Annotated in this window: 15 protein-coding genes; 2 read left to right on the top strand and 13 right to left on the bottom strand. The window is 64.0% G+C overall.

Features of this window, described 5'->3' with window-relative positions; all coding sequences use genetic code 11:
• Window positions 1-261: 261 nt before the first annotated feature.
• The 7 genes from FA04_RS08685 to hemN form a co-directional block, all read right to left on the bottom strand.
• Window positions 262-1,191: a lipid A biosynthesis lauroyl acyltransferase gene (locus FA04_RS08685; protein ID WP_034788563.1), complete on the bottom strand. Its 930-nt coding sequence runs from the start codon at window positions 1,189-1,191 to the stop codon at window positions 262-264.
• 11 nt (window positions 1,192-1,202) lie between these two features.
• Window positions 1,203-2,231, bottom strand: coding sequence for a zinc-binding dehydrogenase (locus FA04_RS08690; RefSeq protein WP_034788322.1), 1,029 nt, complete (start codon window positions 2,229-2,231; stop codon window positions 1,203-1,205).
• Window positions 2,232-2,508: 277 nt separating this feature from the next.
• On the bottom strand, window positions 2,509-3,792 hold the full coding sequence (locus FA04_RS08695; RefSeq protein ID WP_034788320.1) for a beta-ketoacyl-ACP synthase: 1,284 nt from the start codon (window positions 3,790-3,792) through the stop codon (window positions 2,509-2,511).
• Window positions 3,793-3,804: 12 nt separating this feature from the next.
• On the bottom strand, window positions 3,805-5,007 hold the full coding sequence (locus FA04_RS08700) for a beta-ketoacyl-ACP synthase (RefSeq protein WP_034788318.1): 1,203 nt from the start codon (window positions 5,005-5,007) through the stop codon (window positions 3,805-3,807).
• Window position 5,008: 1 nt separating this feature from the next.
• Complete coding sequence (locus tag FA04_RS08705) at window positions 5,009-5,494, bottom strand: 3-hydroxyacyl-ACP dehydratase FabZ family protein (protein ID WP_034788315.1); 486 nt, start codon at window positions 5,492-5,494, stop codon at window positions 5,009-5,011.
• Window positions 5,495-5,609: 115 nt separating this feature from the next.
• A complete protein-coding gene (locus FA04_RS08710) occupies window positions 5,610-5,894 on the bottom strand; it encodes an acyl carrier protein (RefSeq protein ID WP_089044188.1) in 285 nt (94 codons plus the stop codon).
• Between the two features lie 118 nt (window positions 5,895-6,012).
• Window positions 6,013-7,362 (bottom strand): oxygen-independent coproporphyrinogen III oxidase, encoded by a 1,350-nt coding sequence (hemN, locus tag FA04_RS08715; RefSeq protein WP_034788311.1) that lies wholly within the window; start codon window positions 7,360-7,362, stop codon window positions 6,013-6,015.
• A gap of 216 nt (window positions 7,363-7,578) precedes the next feature.
• Here hemN and FA04_RS08720 point away from each other — a divergent pair, with 216 nt between their 5' ends.
• Window positions 7,579-8,316 (top strand): Crp/Fnr family transcriptional regulator, encoded by a 738-nt coding sequence (locus FA04_RS08720; protein ID WP_051659129.1) that lies wholly within the window; start codon window positions 7,579-7,581, stop codon window positions 8,314-8,316.
• 232 nt (window positions 8,317-8,548) lie between these two features.
• On the opposite strand, the gene FA04_RS08725 is transcribed toward FA04_RS08720, so the two are convergent.
• The 6 genes from FA04_RS08725 to FA04_RS08750 all read right to left on the bottom strand — a co-directional run bounded on the left by FA04_RS08725 (window position 8,549) and on the right by FA04_RS08750 (window position 13,813).
• A complete protein-coding gene (locus FA04_RS08725) occupies window positions 8,549-8,977 on the bottom strand; it encodes a L,D-transpeptidase (RefSeq protein WP_034788308.1) in 429 nt (142 codons plus the stop codon).
• Window positions 8,978-9,106: 129 nt separating this feature from the next.
• Window positions 9,107-10,078: an adenosylcobinamide-phosphate synthase CbiB gene (cbiB, locus tag FA04_RS08730; protein ID WP_034788304.1), complete on the bottom strand. Its 972-nt coding sequence runs from the start codon at window positions 10,076-10,078 to the stop codon at window positions 9,107-9,109.
• Window position 10,079: 1 nt separating this feature from the next.
• Window positions 10,080-11,081 (bottom strand): threonine-phosphate decarboxylase CobD, encoded by a 1,002-nt coding sequence (cobD, locus tag FA04_RS08735; protein WP_034788299.1) that lies wholly within the window; start codon window positions 11,079-11,081, stop codon window positions 10,080-10,082.
• Window positions 11,078-12,382, bottom strand: coding sequence for a cobyrinate a,c-diamide synthase (locus FA04_RS08740; protein ID WP_034788296.1), 1,305 nt, complete (start codon window positions 12,380-12,382; stop codon window positions 11,078-11,080). The genes cobD and FA04_RS08740 overlap by 4 nt, the downstream gene beginning before the upstream one ends.
• Window positions 12,379-13,218, bottom strand: a complete 840-nt coding sequence (cobA, locus tag FA04_RS08745; protein WP_176960267.1) for a uroporphyrinogen-III C-methyltransferase — start codon at window positions 13,216-13,218, stop codon at window positions 12,379-12,381. Before cobA ends, FA04_RS08740 begins: the two co-directional genes overlap by 4 nt.
• Before the next feature lie 130 nt (window positions 13,219-13,348).
• Window positions 13,349-13,813, bottom strand: coding sequence for a cobalamin biosynthesis protein (locus FA04_RS08750; protein WP_034788287.1), 465 nt, complete (start codon window positions 13,811-13,813; stop codon window positions 13,349-13,351).
• 458 nt (window positions 13,814-14,271) lie between these two features.
• Between FA04_RS08750 and FA04_RS08755 the strand changes: the two genes are divergently transcribed.
• The gene (locus tag FA04_RS08755) at window positions 14,272-15,057 is read left to right on the top strand and encodes a TSUP family transporter (RefSeq protein ID WP_034788283.1); all 786 of its coding nucleotides are present in this window, start codon (window positions 14,272-14,274) and stop codon (window positions 15,055-15,057) included.
• Window positions 15,058-15,075 lie beyond the last annotated feature (18 nt).

The raw sequence follows: 15,075 nt of genomic DNA on the forward strand, positions 1-15,075 counted from the left end.
TAAAACCGCACTGCTCGGGTCATCCAAAGCGCTTGCAGGCATTTTCTCACGCGACAGGCATAAGTTTACACTCATTGCGATAGCGTTCAACAGCAGAAAGAAAAACTTAACGTTTACGCACGTTTTCGAGGGAAGATCGGCGCCGATGCCCCCGCGTACTTGGCAAAACGCAAAGCCCGGCACACGGGGTGCCGGGCTTGCAGGAAGATCAAGCCTGCTTGCGCAAGACGCAATCTGGCTGGGGTCGCGGGCGAAGGAGAATCAGTCTTTCAGGTAGCGCTTGATGTGCCAGCGGTCGTGATACCAGAGCCATTGGCCGGGATACTCCCTCACCCAGCTTTCCACCTTGTCGTTCAGAACCTGCGCCGTAGCGGTCACGTCGACGCTGCCGTCGGCCTTGCGTGGGATGGCGATCGCCGGTTCGATCTCCAGGCGGAAACGGCCACCCGGCAAGCGGATGCAGCGGGCCGGATAGACCTCGCAGTTGAACTGGCGGACGAGCTTGGCGAGCAGCGGGTTGGTCTGCACATCCTGGCCGAAGAACTTGGTCTTTAGACCCTTGCGGAATTTCTGGTCGACGAGAACCCCGACGCCCTGGCCGCGCTCCAGCTGGCGGGCGAGCGCAAAGGACGAGCCCGCATGCGACGGCACGAGCTTGCCCATGCGTTCTGCGCGGAAGTTGAAGACCTTCTCGGCCACGTATGGGTTGTTCGGCGGCCGGAACAGCACCGTCACGTCGAGCCCGAAGGCTGAGCCGGCGACCGGCAGCATTTCGAAATTGCCGCTATGCGCGGTAAAGACGATGAAGGGGCGCGGATTGTCGCGAAGCTCGAGGAACAAGGGAATGCCCGAGACTTCGATGCGCCCGGGCGTCGTGCGCTCCGGGTCGAAATCGAAGAGACGGTCGAGGAACACGTATTCGGCCGCCATGCGGCCCATGTTGCCCCAACTTTCGAGCGCGATCTGCTCGATCTCCGCTTCGCTCTTTTCCGGGAATGCATTGCGCAGGTTCGTCAGCGTCAGCTTCTGACGGCTGGTCTTCGGGCCGATGAACCGCAGGGCGCGATCCATGAAGTTGATCGCGCCGTCAGCGGGAAACATCTTCAGGATCGTCAGAAGCAGAAACACGAACTGCGCAATCAGCCACTGGCGGAAACGATCCGCCGCCAGCACCAGCCGTGTGATCAGCATGCGCACGTCGATCAATCCATCTTCAGGATGATCTTGCCGAAGATCTGGCGCGATTCCATGCGCTCCAGCGCGCGGTCGATCTCGTCGAGGCCGATTTCGGTGTCGATGACCGGATGTACGAGGCCGCGCGCCATCTTCTGCATGGCGTTCGCCATGTTTTCCATGCGGCAGCCGAAGGAGCCGAGCAGCTTCAGCTGCTGCTGGAACAGCATCATCAGGTTCATGTCGGTGGACACGCCCGAGGTCGAGCCGCAGGTGACCAAGCGGCCGCCGCGCTTCATGCAGAGCATCGAGCCCGCCCAGGTGTCCTTGCCGACGTGTTCGAACACGACGTCGACGCCCTTCTTCTTGGTAAGCTTGCGCACCACGCCCTCGAAGCGGTCGGTGCGGTAGTTGATGACGTGATCGGCGCCGAGCGCCTTGGCCTTCTCGATCTTGTCGTCGGAGCCGACGGTGGTGATCACGGTGCAGCCGATCTTCTTGGCAAGCTGGATCGCCGCCGAGCCGATGCCGGAACCGCCAGCATGCACGAGGATGGTTTCGCCGGGCTCAAGCTTGGCGTTGTCGAACAGCATGTGCTCGACGGTACCGAAGGTGACCGGAGCAAGGGCTGCAGCGACCGCGTCGACGCCCGGAGGTGCCGGTACCAGCAGGCGCGCCGGCAGGTTGATCTTTTCCTGCGCGAAGCCGTCGAGGTGGAAGCCGTGAACGCCGCCGACATGTTCGCAGAGGTTGTCGCGGCCTTCCTTGCACGGACGGCAGAGGCCGCAGGTGCGCGCGCCGTAGATCGAGACGAGCTGGCCCGGAAGCACGCTTGAAACACCGGGACCGATGCTGTCGACGACGCCTGCTGCCTCGGCGCCGATGACGAGCGGCATCTTGCGCTTGGCGAATGCCATGCCGCGCCAGCCCCAGACGTCGATATGGTTGAGCGCAACCGCCTTGACGCGCAACGTCACCTCGCCCGGGCCGGGTGCTTCCGGTTCCGGAATGTCGGTGATTTCGAGCTTGCGGTCATCGAGCAGTTGCAGGGCGCGCATGGTTCTTCCTTTAAATGTTCAGATCGACAGGCGGCATATACACGTCTTGTGGGCATGTCGCCATTCTACAGAGAGCGGCGCGTTAGCCCCCTCTGCCCTGCCGGGCATCTCCTCCACAAGGGGGGAGATTGGATGTGGCACCCCTTTGCCCTTCACGAAAAGCACCGAAATCGGGCCTTGTTATTGGAGCGATCGGCCGGCCGCGCGTCGATCTCCCCCTTGTTGGGGGAGATGGCCGGCAGGCCAGAGGGGGGTATTTCGTTTCACCAGGTCCGGCTCAAGCCGGCTCGGCCGTCATCACCAGGCTGGCGTTCTGGCCGCCGAAACCGAAGGAGTTCGACAGCACCGCAGACACCTGCTGGCTGCGTTTCACGTTCGGCACCACGTCGAGCACGATCGCCGGATCGGGGTTCTGGTAGTTGATCGTCGGCGGCAGCGTGCCCGTCAGCATCGTCAGAATCGAGAACACCGCCTCGACCGCGCCGGCGGCCGTCAGGGTGTGGCCGATCATCGACTTGTTCGACGAGACCGGGATCGACGGCAGATGCTCACCGAAGACGGCAGACATCGACAGATATTCCATCTTGTCGTTCTCGGGCGTCGAGGTGCCGTGCGCGTTGATGTAGCCGATGCCGCCTTCGTCGATGCCGGCGTCGGCAAGGGCCGCGCGGATCGTCGCAATCGCCGGGCCGCCGTCGGGCGACGAGCGCGTGCGGTGGAAGAGATCGGCCTTCTCGCCGCAGCCCTTCAGGATGCCGTAGACACGGGCGCCGCGGGCAACGGCAGATTCAAGCGATTCCAGGACCAGGGTCGCAGCGCCTTCGGCGATGACGAAGCCGTCCCGATCCTTTGTGAAGGGCTTGGAGGCCTTCTCCGGCGGATCGTTCTGGGTGGAGAGCGCGGAAAGCAGCGCAAAGCGGATGAGTGCTTCGGCGCTGACCGAACCATCGGTCGCTACCGTCAGCGCACGATCGGTGCGGCCCTGGCGGATCGCCTCGACGCCGAGCTGGATCGCGGTCGCGCCCGAGGCACAGGCCGTCGAGAGCGTCACCGGCAGGCCGCGCGTGCCGAAGCGATCGGCAAGGCGCTCGGAGATCGAGCCGAAGAGCACGGCCTCATGGAACACCGGATCGGCCTTCTGGCGCATCGCGGCGAGGAAACGGTTGTACGCATCGCCCGGCTGTTCGGAAGGCGGCGAGCGGTCGGCAAGCTCGAAGCGCGCGCTCCATTCAGGCTCGATCGGCGGGGCGGCCAGAAACAGCGGACCGTTGAAGTCGCCGGAAAGCCCCGCCTGCGCCAGCGCTTCCAGCGTCGTCTCGCGCGCCATGGCGTAGGAGCGCTCGACGGAGTTGGCCGCCGGCACCTCGATGAAATCGACCATGCCGGAGATGCGGGTGTTGAGACCCTCCGTCGGGAAACGGGTGATCTTGCGGATGCCGGAGACGCCGCCGGTCAGCGCCGACCAGTTGTCCTCGAGCCCCTGGCCGAGCGAGGTGATGACGCCCATGCCAGTGACGGCGACGATCGGACGACCGAGATGATCCTTGTAAGCGTTGCTCATCAATCGTTCCTCTTATTCGGCCGAAAGGACCGCGACGCCTTCGCCGCGTGAATGACCGACGGTGGTCACGACCGCCGACCGGGCAGCCGCCGTCATCGGCTTTTCGAAGCTGCCGTCGAAGGCCGGTACCTTGGCGCCGTGGCCGAGCGTGAGTGCAGCAAGCGCGAGGCCCGCCGGAAACTGCGCCTCGATGCTGTGCCCGACGATGCCGCCATAGGCACGCACCGGCGCGCCGGCCAGATTGGCCTGCAGGAACGCCTTTTCGCTGGCGACGAGATCATGAAAGCCTGACGTGCCGGAAAAGACCACGGTGCCTGCAGGGTCGAGCTTTTCGGCCGGTTTCGCAAGGTCCGCAAGGCGGGCTTCGAGCTTGCCGTCAGCGCGGCTGCCGCGGTCGCTGCCGATCGCGTCGATCGTCGCATAGATACGGGCGCCACGGGCTTCGGCGTACTCGCGTGATTCCAGCACCAGGAAGGCTCCGACCGACCCGGGGATCATGCCGCCGCCGTTGTCGCGGCTGCGCGACCAGATCGGGTGCCAGTCACCGGTCGCCTGGCCCTGGATCGCCTCGATCATCAGCATGATGTCCAGGCGCTCGGCCGAAAACGCGCCGCCGACGAGCGTATGCGTCGACTGGCCGGCCTTGATCCGGGCAAAGGCGGTTTCGATCGCCGAGATGCCGGCCGCTTCCTCGCCCATGAAGGTGCGCGACGAACCGGTGACCTTGTGCACGATCGAGATGTTGCCGGCGAGCAGGTTCGAAAGCTGGGCCAGGAACAGCGTCGGGCGCAGTTCGGTCGTCAGCTTTTCATTGAGGAGCTGTTCGCGGTCGTTGCGCTTCAGCGCCTCGTCGACGATCAGCGAATCGACGTTGATGTCACGCTCGCCGCCGCCGGCAGCGACGATCATGTCCATGCTGCCGCAGGCTTCGAGATTGTCCTTGAGACCGGCGTCATCGAGCGCCAGGCCCGCGGAAAAAACGCCGAGACGCTGCCAGTTTTCCATCTGCCGCTGGTCGCCACGCTTGGCGATCTGCTGCGACCAGTCGATCTCCGGCAGCGGGTGCACCGGATAGGGGCTGAACTTTTCGGTCTCGACGCGCACGGCCGGCGACGTGCCGGCGGTAAGCAGCGCCAGATGCGGCTCGACGCCGACGCCCTGGCTGGTGACGATACCGACGCCGGTAATGACAACGTCGTTTGCAGATTTGCTCATCTTACTTCTCCGAACCGGCTGCCGCCGAAAGCGCCGCCATCAGACCCACTTCTCCAGCCCGCTTGCGCACGATATCGCCGAGCGGAACCTGATCGAACGGCATCGTTCTCAGTTTCAGCTGGGCATCGCAGACCTTCTTGCCGCCAGAGGTGATCTTCGCCTTGGTGACGGCAAAGCCCGAACCTTCATGCTCGAGGAAAGCCTCGATCTCGAGTTCGGCCGAGGGCTCGACGAAGGTCCGCATCTTGGCGCCGTCGACCGACATCAGGAAGGGCATGGCGGCGAAATTGGTGGCGGCGAGCACCAGGAAACCGGAGGCCTGCGCCATGGTCTCGATCAGAAGCACGCCGGGCACCAGCGGGTAGCCTGGGAAATGGCCTTCGAACACCGGGCTCTTCTCCGGCACGACGGACCGCGCCGTCAGCCGGCCAGCCGAAAGATCGACCGTTTCGACACGGTCGATCATCTGGAAGTATTCAAGGAGCATTGAGGCTCACCCTGTTGGTTTCGGGCTCAAGTAAAAACGCCAATGCCGCCTGTCAAGCGCGGGGCGCGACGGGCGGCATTGGAAATCGAGTGGCAAGGCTCGGGCGAAAGCCCGATCAGCCCTTGGCAGCCCGCAGTTCGTCGATCTTGGCGCAGAGGTTCTTCAGAACGAAGTATTCTTCGGTCGAAACCTTGCCTTCGTTGACTTCCTGCGTCCACTGCTCGAGCGGAATCTTGATGCCGAATTCCTTGTCGATCGCAAACACGATGTCGAGGAAGTCCAGGCTGTCGATGCCGAGATCGTCGATCGTGTGGCTTTCCGGCGTAATCGTCTCGCGATCGATCTCGCTCGTTTCCGCGATAATGTCGGCAACCTTGTCGAATGTAGCTGTCACGCGCATACCTCTAATATTTTAAGTCGAGTCTCGGCGATCCTATAGGTAAATGCGCCGCAAAAGCCAATGGCCTTGATGGCAAAGGCTTTCGAATTGGAAAACGGTGTTGCGACAGAGCATGGGGTCAGACGGCCACCGAATGCCGGCCCCGGCCGTTGCCGAGATAGGCGTCGAAGGTGGCTGCAACCGAGCGGGCAAAGGGCCTGCCGCGTTCAGTCAGGCGGAAAACCCCGTTTTCGATCGTCGTCAGCCCATCCACGTCGCGCGCCCGAAACAGCCGTGCCTCCTCGATCACAGCCCCTGCCAGCCCGGGAAACGCTTCCTCAACCTCAGCAAAGGAGAAGGCAAAACGGCACATGACGTCGGCAATCACTTTTGCTCTCAAAGTGTCGTCCGGTGTGAAGCGATAACCGCGGACCGCAGCGAGCCCCGTGTTTTCAACATGGCGCAGATACTCACCGGTCGCCGGCATGTTCTGGACATAACCTTGACGAAACTGGCCGATCGCGGAGGCGCCAAGCCCGACGAGCGTTTCGGCGGCATCGTCGGTATAGCCCTGGAAATTGCGACGGAGACGCCCTTCCCGGCTGGCCCGCGCCAGGCTGTCGTCGGGCTTCGCGAAATGGTCGATGCCGATGGACTCGTAGCCGGCGGCAGCCAGCATTTCGGCCGCGCGGCTCATCTGCGCGAAGCGCTCGACGATGCCGGGCAGGCTTTCGTCCGGGATCATCTTCTGATGCGTCTTCATCCACGGCACATGGGCGTAGCCGAAGAGTGCGACGCGATCGGGGTCGAGCGAAAGCACTGCCTCCATGGTGCGCTCAAGCGACTGGAGGCTCTGATAGGGCAAACCATAGAGCACGTCGCAATTGACCGAATGCACGCCCCTTACCCGTGATGCCTCGATCGCGTCACGCGTCTGCTCGAAGGTCTGGATGCGGTTGATCGCCTTCTGCACGACGGGGTCGAAATCCTGGATGCCGAAGCTCGCCCGCGTCATACCGATCCCCGCCAGCGCATCATGGCGCGCTTCGTCGAGATCGTTCGGATCCATCTCGACGCTGATCTCGCAATCAGCCGCGAAGGTGAAGTGATCGGTAAAGGCGCGTTTCAGCGCGATCAGGTCGTCGGGCCTGACGAGCGTCGGCGAGCCGCCGCCGAAATGCAGGGCCGTTACCTTGGCTTCGCGGCTCACCCGCCCGCCGATCTCTGCAATCTCCCGATGCAGGCCCGTGAGGTAGGTTGCCACCGGATCATACCGCAGCGTCTGCTTGGTATGGCAAGCACAGAACCAACAGAGCCGGTCGCAATAGGGCACGTGAGCATAGAGCGAGATCGCCTCATCCGGACCGATCGCCCCGAGCCAGCTTTGATAGTCAACCGGCCCCACCGCTTCGGAAAAATGCGGCGCGGTCGGGTAGCTGGTGTAGCGTGGCACGGGGTTCGCATGCTTGAGGATTAGCGCGTCGTCCATCAGTCTCTCCGCTGTCATGAAAACGGCTTAGGACGGATCGGCAATGAGGCCTTTGATTTTGATCAAGTCGGCGAATTAACACGTTAAAATTGACAATGCTCAAGCCAGCATGAGACATTGTTTCGCGCTTTCGGAATTAGCACCTGTCAACTCTTGATTTAACGACCCGCATCCTCTTTGGTCATCCAGGGAGCAATGGAATGCAGGTAGAAAGAATTGCAGATCGTGAACGAACATCGCCGCAAGGATATCCATAATTCGGACGTTCCAGCCGTCTGCTCCGCCTGCGAGGCGCGCCATGGCGGCGTTTGCGGTACGCTCTCTCCGGATCAGCTTCTCGACCTCAGCCGTCACTCCACCCGCCGCAGCATCGAGCCCGGCCGCGAGGTCATCGGCCAGGGAGAAACCACCGACAGCTACGCAAATATCATCTCCGGCGTCGTCAAGCTCAGCAAGGTGCTGGCCGACGGCCGCCAGCAGATCGTCGGCCTGCAGTTCGCCCCTGATTTCATGGGCCGGCCCTTCACCCGCGAAAGCGCGCTGACGGCGGAAGCGGCTGTCGACACCGACATCTGTTGCTTCCCGCGCAACGTCATCGAGCGGCTGGTCTCCGAGGCTCCCGGGCTGGAACACCGGCTGCACGAGCAGGCGCTGAAGGAACTGGACGAAGCGCGCGACTGGATGCTCACCCTTGGCCGCAAGACCGCGCAGGAGAAGGTCGCAAGCTTCCTCTACATCATCGCAACTCACATCGACCCGGAAAACGGCACCTCGAACGTGTTCGACCTGCCGCTGTCGCGCGCCGACATCGCCGACTATCTCGGCCTGACCATCGAGACCGTCAGCCGCCAGATCACCAAGCTCCGCAAGGAGAATGTCATCCGCATCGAAAACAGCCGCCACGTCACCGTGCCGAGCCTCGACCGGCTGATGCATGTGGCAGGCATCGACTGACGGTCGCCAGCGGCTCTTAGCTGCCTCATCAAGTGCCCGACAGAATTGCCCTCTCCTCGGGTTTACCCCGAGGAAAGCCAAGCAGTCACGTTGAAGATGGGGACGCGCATTCTACCGTTCACTTCTTACGAAACGGTCGAAGATGAAGCGGAAACGGTGCCTCGGATCCCTTCTCCCCTTCAAAACAGAGAGAAGGTCCCGGCAGGGGGATGAGGGGCTGGCTAGGCAGGCGTCACCGCGTAATTACGATCCGCGTGTTCTTCAGCCCATGTTCCCGCGTCAGCGCAAAAAACTCCGCCGCGTTGTTTGGATGGAGCCGCACGCAGCCGTGCGATGCCGGGCGGCCGAGGCGTTTGATGTCGTAGGTGGCGTGGATGGCGTAGCCGCCGTTGAAGAACACGGCATATGGCATCGGCGCGTCGTCGTATTTGCGTGAACGGTGATTGCGAGAGAGCCATTTGGCGCTCCAGCTGCCGCGTGGCGTCACATAGCCCTTGCGCGCCGTCGACACCTTCCAGCGATACATGACGACGCCGTATTGCCGCACGGTCATCGTCTGCGACGACAGGCTGATATCGGCAATGAGATTGGCGGCGTTCGCGGGTTGAACGGCAAACTGCAGCAGAGCGGCAATCAGCGCAGTCAGAAAGCTTTTGCGCATGCTTCTCTCTCCGGGAAGACGAACACGTACCGGTGGAACCAAACGTTCCAGGAGAATAACTGATAGAATATGATACGATCTTAATACATATGGAAAGCAGAGTCTTAATGCGAAGGTCAACTTCCGCGATCAAATCATTGCGATTGCAAGAACAAACCCGGCCATGACCGTACAGGCGCCATAAAATACAGCAATACCGGCGTCGATGTCTTCGCTTGTTGCAACCGCTCGGCCCGGACCGTTGATCATAGGTTCGCTGACCTTGACGCCGCCATAGATCCGCGGACCGGCAAGCTGCAGATCGAGCGCGCCGGCCATGGCCGCTTCCGGCCAGCCGGAGTTCGGCGAGCGGTGCAGGCCATGGTCGCGAAGGGCCACGGTCAGCGCATCCTTGGCGGCGCTGGCGCCACGATGGATCAGCGCACCGGCTGAGATCAAAAGGATCGAGAGCCTCGCTGCCGGCAGGTTGGCGAGATCGTCGAGTCGGGCCGAGGCCCAGCCGAAGTGCAGATATTTCGGCGACTTGTGGCCGATCATCGAATCGGCGGTGTTCAGCATCTTGTAGGCAAGAAGCCCCGGCAGGCCGGCAACCGCGTACCAGAAGGCCGGCGCCACGACGCCGTCGGAGAAATTCTCGGCAAGGCTTTCGATCGCGGCACGGCAGACCGCCGGCTCGTCGAGCGTCTTTGGATCGCGACCAACGATCATCGACACGGCGGCACGCCCGCCTTCCAGCCCGCCCTGTCGCAAGCCCCCGGCCACGCGACGCACGTGATCGGCGAGGCTCTTCTGTGCCAGGAAGACCGCGACCAGAACCGCCTCGAGCAGAAAGCCGAGCGGTCCGAGGACGGCGAACAGGCGATGCAGCAGATGGCCGAACCAGGCGCTGATGCCAAGCAACAAAAGGATCGCGACGACGCCACGAAATTTGCGCGCGCTATCCTCGAGGTCCTCCCGGTTCAGCCGCGCGTCGAAAAAGCCGATGGCCTTGCCGAAAAACACGACCGGATGCGGCACGCGCGCCCAGAGCCAGTCCGGATCGCCGACAACGCGGTCGATCACCAGCGCCAGCGCGAGAATGAGCAGGATCGTCTCCGACACCTCAGAGCTCCATGCGGGCAAGCGCGTCCGCCAGCCGTCGGTCACCAGCCGCGTCAGGCGCAAGACCGACCCTGAGCCAGGTCGGGGCATAGTCGAACTTGCGCGTGAGAATATGGGCCTCGCAGAGCCGCTCCTGCAGCAGAGCTGCCCTGGGATGCTCGACCAGCACGAATAGCCCCGTGCCGCCGATACGGTTGAGCCCTGCCCCATCGAGAGCCGCATCGAGGCCGGCGCGACGCTCGAGGATGCCCGCCGCGATCGCCTTCGTATCGCCCTGCATCAGCGCTTTCGAGATCGTCAACGCCGGGCCGGAGACAGCCCAGGGACCGAGCCAATCGGCAAAGGATGCAAGCACTGGCTCGGTCGCAACGACGAAGCCGAGGCGCAGGCCCGCAAGGCCGAAGAACTTGCCGAAGGAGCGGAAGACGATGAGGTTGCCTTGCCCTGACGCGTGACCAGCGACACTCAGTTGCGGCTCAAGATCGCCGAAGGCCTCATCGACCAGCAGCAGTCCGCCGCTCGCCTTCTGCCTTGCGGCGATCGCCAGAAGCTCCGCCGGCGCCAAGGCGCGGCCGGTCGGGTTGTTGGGGTTGACGACGATGACAAGCCCATGTTCGGCCGTGAGCGCGTCGGCATCCGCGACGCGATCGACAGCAAAGCCGGCCGCTTCAAGCACGCGGGCATACTCGCCATAGGTCGGCCCGAAAATCGCGACGTGCCTGTTGGCCGGAGCAAGACGTGGCAGGAGCTGGATCACCGACTGGGTGCCCGGCACCGGCAAAGGCAGCACGCCGTTGGTGCGGTAGTAGTCGGCGGCGGCGCTCCGCGCATCATCTACCGTCTGCCGATCCGGCAGCCGGTGCCAGGCGCGCTCAGGGACCGCGGGCAAGGCGACGGGGCATGGATTGATGCCGGTCGACAGATCGAGCCAGTCTTCAGGCCGGCCGCCATAGCGCGCTGCGGCCTCGGTGATGCCGCCACCATGAACGATCGGTGCGCTCATGCAGCACCTGCGACGTCGATCAGATGCATGAAGGAACCGGCGACAGGGCCGCGCCGGAGGCCCGCCTGGCCGAGATCCTCGCCGGCGGCGTCGCTGACCGCAAACAGCCGATCGGCCGCCCCTTCGGCGACGATGGTCGCATAGTGGAATTCGTGCGCCGTCATGGGTCCATCGAAGAAGGCGTTGTCGACAGGCACGACGCGGCGATAGCCGAGGTGCCGCCTGCGCTCGGCAAAACTGGTTACGAGCGGCAGCAGGCCGAGCATGTCGTAGCGTGTGCCATCGGCAGCGACAAGCCCTTCGCCGAGCACCATATAGCCGCCGCACTCGCCGAAGATGCGGGCGCCGCGTTCCGCCGCGGAATGCATGCCGGAACGGAATCGGGCGGCGGCGCTCAGCTGCCCCGCATGCAGCTCCGGATAACCCCCCGGAAGATAGACGGCATCGGCTGCCGCATCCGGCCCCTCGTCGGCGAGCGGCGAGAAGAAGGAAATCTCCGCGCCGCCTTGCCGCCAGCCGTAAAGCAGGTGCTCGTAGCAGAAGGCAAAGGCGATATCGCGCGCGACCGCGATGCGCTGACCGAGCGGCCGCAAACGCTCGGCATCGGCCGCCGCGGGCACCTGCGGGAAAATCGTCGCGATCAGGCGGATGGCGTCGAGATCGCAGGCAGCCTCGACCCGCGCGGCCGCCGCCTCGATGAAGCCCTCAAGCGCTGAGTGTTCGCCCGCCTGCACGAGCCCGAGATGGCGCTCCGGCAGTTGCAATGCGCTGTCCTGCCGGAGCACGCCGAAGACAGGCATGCGCACCTTGCCGAGCGCATCGCGCAGCATCATTTCATGCCGATCGCTGCCGACCTTGTTGAGGATGACGCCAACCACCCGGATATCGTCGCGATGATCCGCATAGCCGCGCACGAGGGCGGCAACCGACTGGGACATGCGGGCGCAATCGACCACCAGAATGACCGCAAGGTTCAGCGTCGCGGCGAGGTCCGCTGGCGTTCCCGAGCCGTCGGCAGCACCGTCATGCAGTCCCATCATCGCCTCGACGATCAATGTGCGCCCGCCGGAGGCCACATGCGACGCATTGGCAAGCAGCAGTTCCGGGCGCATCGCCCAGGGGTCGTAGTTGAAGCAGGGCTCGCCGGTCGCTGCCGCGTGGAAAGCGGGATCGATATAGTCCGGCCCCGCCTTGCCGGGCGCGATCGCCACGCCGCGCCTCTTCAGGGCGCGCATCAGCCCGAGCGTCACCGTCGTCTTGCCGGAGCCGGACGCGGGTGCGGCAATCAGCAATCCGCTCATGCCGGGTTCCTGAGAATGCGATTGGCGAACGGGTCGGCGGCAAGCTTGCGCCCGTCCAGCGCGCCGATCCAGTCGAGCGCTGCGCGCAGCCGCACCACCTCGCCGACGACGACGATCGCCGGCGGCTCCAGCCCTGCCGCCGCAACATCGGCCTCTGCACGCGCAAGCGTCGTTTCCAGCACCGCCTGCTGCGGCGTCGCGGCGTTGCAGACGAAGGCGACCGGTTCGTCCGGCGAGCGGCCGCCGGCAATGAGGTTGGCGGTGATCGCGCCGATATGTTTCATCGCCATGTACATGACGATGACAGGCGAGCCGCTGGCGATGCCCTGCCAGTTGATGCGATCCGGCACCAGGCCGGAGGAATCATGGCCAGTCAGGAAAGTGACCGCGTGGTTGACCTCGCGATGGGTCACGGGAATGCCGGCATAGGCAAGCCCGCCGATACCGGCGGTGATGCCGGGCACGATTCGGAACGGCACCTGGTGTTCGACCAGCGTCAGCGCCTCCTCGCCACCGCGACCGAAGACGAAGGGATCGCCGCCTTTGAGGCGCAGCACCCGGTTGCCGGCGCGCGCGAGTTCGACGAGGCGAAGCGAGATGTCGCGCTGCTTCGGCGACGGCTTGCCGCCACGCTTGCCCGCAAACTCCAGCACGGCGCCCGGCCGCGCGAGCTTCAGGCAATCCTCGTTGACCAGCGCATCATGCACGATCACATCCGCCTGGCGCAGCGCATTGGCCGCATGCAGCGTCAACAGGCCGGGATCGCCGGGGCCGGCGCCGACCAGCCAGACCGAACCTTTTTCGAGCGCCGGCAATCCGGCAAAGAGGTCGTCGATCATGCGTGCTGTCCCACCTGTATTTCGGCGCCACCCAACGGCACGCCTGACGCGCTCTCTAAAGAACCGGATTCCACTTGAGAGAAACCCCGGGCAAAAGATTGATTCAATTCAACAACATAAGAATGCATCAGACAGCCTCCGCCGCCTGGATGCGCTTTTCGGCGCGCAAGGTCGCCGGCCCGGCAAGTGCGGCCGTCGCATGGGCGGAGACGATCTTCTGCACAATCAGCACGGCTTCGCGACCGGCGCCGACGAGCGCTGCACCCTCGGCAACGCCATGACAACCCGTGTAGGCAAAGACGATCTCGGACGGGTTGGCGAGCCGGGAAGCTTCGGCTTCGAGCGTGGCGGCATCGTAGAACGCGGCCGGAACCGCGAAATGCTGAGCGGCCGCCAGGATCGCCGGCTCCTCGGCGCGAGCATCGAGCGAGGCGACCAGCCGCAGATCGCCGGGCGCAACACCGGCATCGGCAAGCGCACGCTCGGCAAGGGCGATCACCTCTTCGGCCGGCGTGCGACGCTCGCAGCCGAGCCCGAGCACCAGCCCGGCTCCTGCTTTCGTCGTCTGTGCAGAGTGTTGGCCCGATGGCATCGGCGGCCGGCTCCCTTCGTTGTTCTCCTTAACGAAGCGCCGGCTGGGACGATCCGTCCCGGCCGATCTGGACAGCACCGGCTGATGGCCCCCTGACTGGGTCGGCCGCACCGGACGCTCTTTCAGTCCGCCAAAGCGGACGCCGTCGCATATCCTTCATTTTTACCGGAGCGCGGAAGGCCGGTCAAACCGGATTGCGCCATCGCCATGTCGCGTTTGAGGAAGATCGTCATCCGCCTACCGTATCGCAAGGACAGCCCTTCTTCGGCACCATGCGGGCGAGAGCGCCTCCATCCAGAAAGACAGCGAGCTGGAACAAGGCTTTGAATCTTTGTCGGTTTTTCAATTTCGACACCTGCATGGACAGCAACACCGCGACAGAAGGCTTTGCAAATCGCGCCGGGCTCTGACACAAGGCGGAAAATCCCGCCTGACAGCTCTCCTCTCGAGTCCCCGCCGTGCAAGATCTCGCCTTCCACCTGCTCGCCTTCCTGTTCGTCGCCGCCTTCATCGCAGGCTTCATCGATTCGATCGCCGGCGGCGGTGGCATGATCACCATTCCGGCCATGCTCATTGCGGGCATCCCGCCCTTGCAGACGCTCGGCACCAACAAGCTGCAGGGATTGTTCGGCTCCGGCTCGGCCACGCTGTCCTATGCCCGGCGCGGCCACGTGAACCTGAAAGAGCAGCTGCCGATGGCGCTGATGTCGGCCGCCGGCGCCGTGCTCGGCGCCCTGCTCGCAACCATCGTTCCCGGCGACGTGCTGAAGGCGATCCTGCCCTTTCTGCTGATCGCCATTGCGCTTTATTTCGGCCTGAAGCCGAACATGGGCGACGTCGACCAGCACAGCCGCGTCACCCCCTTCGTCTTCACGCTGACACTGGTGCCGCTAATCGGCTTTTATGACGGCGTCTTCGGCCCCGGCACCGGCTCGTTCTTCATGCTCGGCTTCGTTACCCTCGCCGGCTTCGGCGTGTTGAAGGCGACGGCGCACACGAAGTTCCTCAACTTTGGCTCCAACGTCGGCGCCTTCGGCGTCTTCCTCTTCTTCGGCGCCGTTCTCTGGAAGGTCGGCCTGTTGATGGGCCTCGGCCAGTTCCTCGGCGCCCAGGTCGGCTCGCGCTATGCCATGGCCAAGGGCGCCAAGATCATCAAGCCGCTGCTCGTCATCGTCTCGATCGCGCTCGCGATCCGGCTGCTCGCAGATCCGACGCATCCCTTGCGGATCTGGCTGGGGCATTGAGGCGCGGCGCGGTCGGCA

The sequence above is a fragment of the Ensifer adhaerens genome (genome assembly GCF_000697965.2).
In the GTDB taxonomy this organism is placed as follows: Bacteria; Pseudomonadota; Alphaproteobacteria; order Rhizobiales; family Rhizobiaceae; genus Ensifer; species Ensifer adhaerens.

Excerpts from the sequence above, each read along its gene's own strand:
- FA04_RS08685 (WP_034788563.1), bottom strand. The coding sequence starts at position 1,191 with ATGCTGATCACACGGCTGGTGCTGGCGGCGGATCGTTTCCGCCAGTGG.
- FA04_RS08690 (WP_034788322.1), bottom strand. The coding sequence starts at position 2,231 with ATGCGCGCCCTGCAACTGCTCGATGACCGCAAGCTCGAAATCACCGAC.
- FA04_RS08695 (WP_034788320.1), bottom strand. The coding sequence starts at position 3,792 with ATGAGCAACGCTTACAAGGATCATCTCGGTCGTCCGATCGTCGCCGTC.
- FA04_RS08700 (WP_034788318.1), bottom strand. The coding sequence starts at position 5,007 with ATGAGCAAATCTGCAAACGACGTTGTCATTACCGGCGTCGGTATCGTC.
- FA04_RS08705 (WP_034788315.1), bottom strand. The coding sequence starts at position 5,494 with ATGCTCCTTGAATACTTCCAGATGATCGACCGTGTCGAAACGGTCGAT.
- FA04_RS08710 (WP_089044188.1), bottom strand. The coding sequence starts at position 5,894 with ATGCGCGTGACAGCTACATTCGACAAGGTTGCCGACATTATCGCGGAA.
- hemN (WP_034788311.1), bottom strand. The coding sequence starts at position 7,362 with ATGGACGACGCGCTAATCCTCAAGCATGCGAACCCCGTGCCACGCTAC.
- FA04_RS08725 (WP_034788308.1), bottom strand. The coding sequence starts at position 8,977 with ATGCGCAAAAGCTTTCTGACTGCGCTGATTGCCGCTCTGCTGCAGTTT.
- cobD (WP_034788299.1), bottom strand. The coding sequence starts at position 11,081 with ATGAGCGCACCGATCGTTCATGGTGGCGGCATCACCGAGGCCGCAGCG.
- FA04_RS08740 (WP_034788296.1), bottom strand. The coding sequence starts at position 12,382 with ATGAGCGGATTGCTGATTGCCGCACCCGCGTCCGGCTCCGGCAAGACG.
- FA04_RS08750 (WP_034788287.1), bottom strand. The coding sequence starts at position 13,813 with ATGCCATCGGGCCAACACTCTGCACAGACGACGAAAGCAGGAGCCGGG.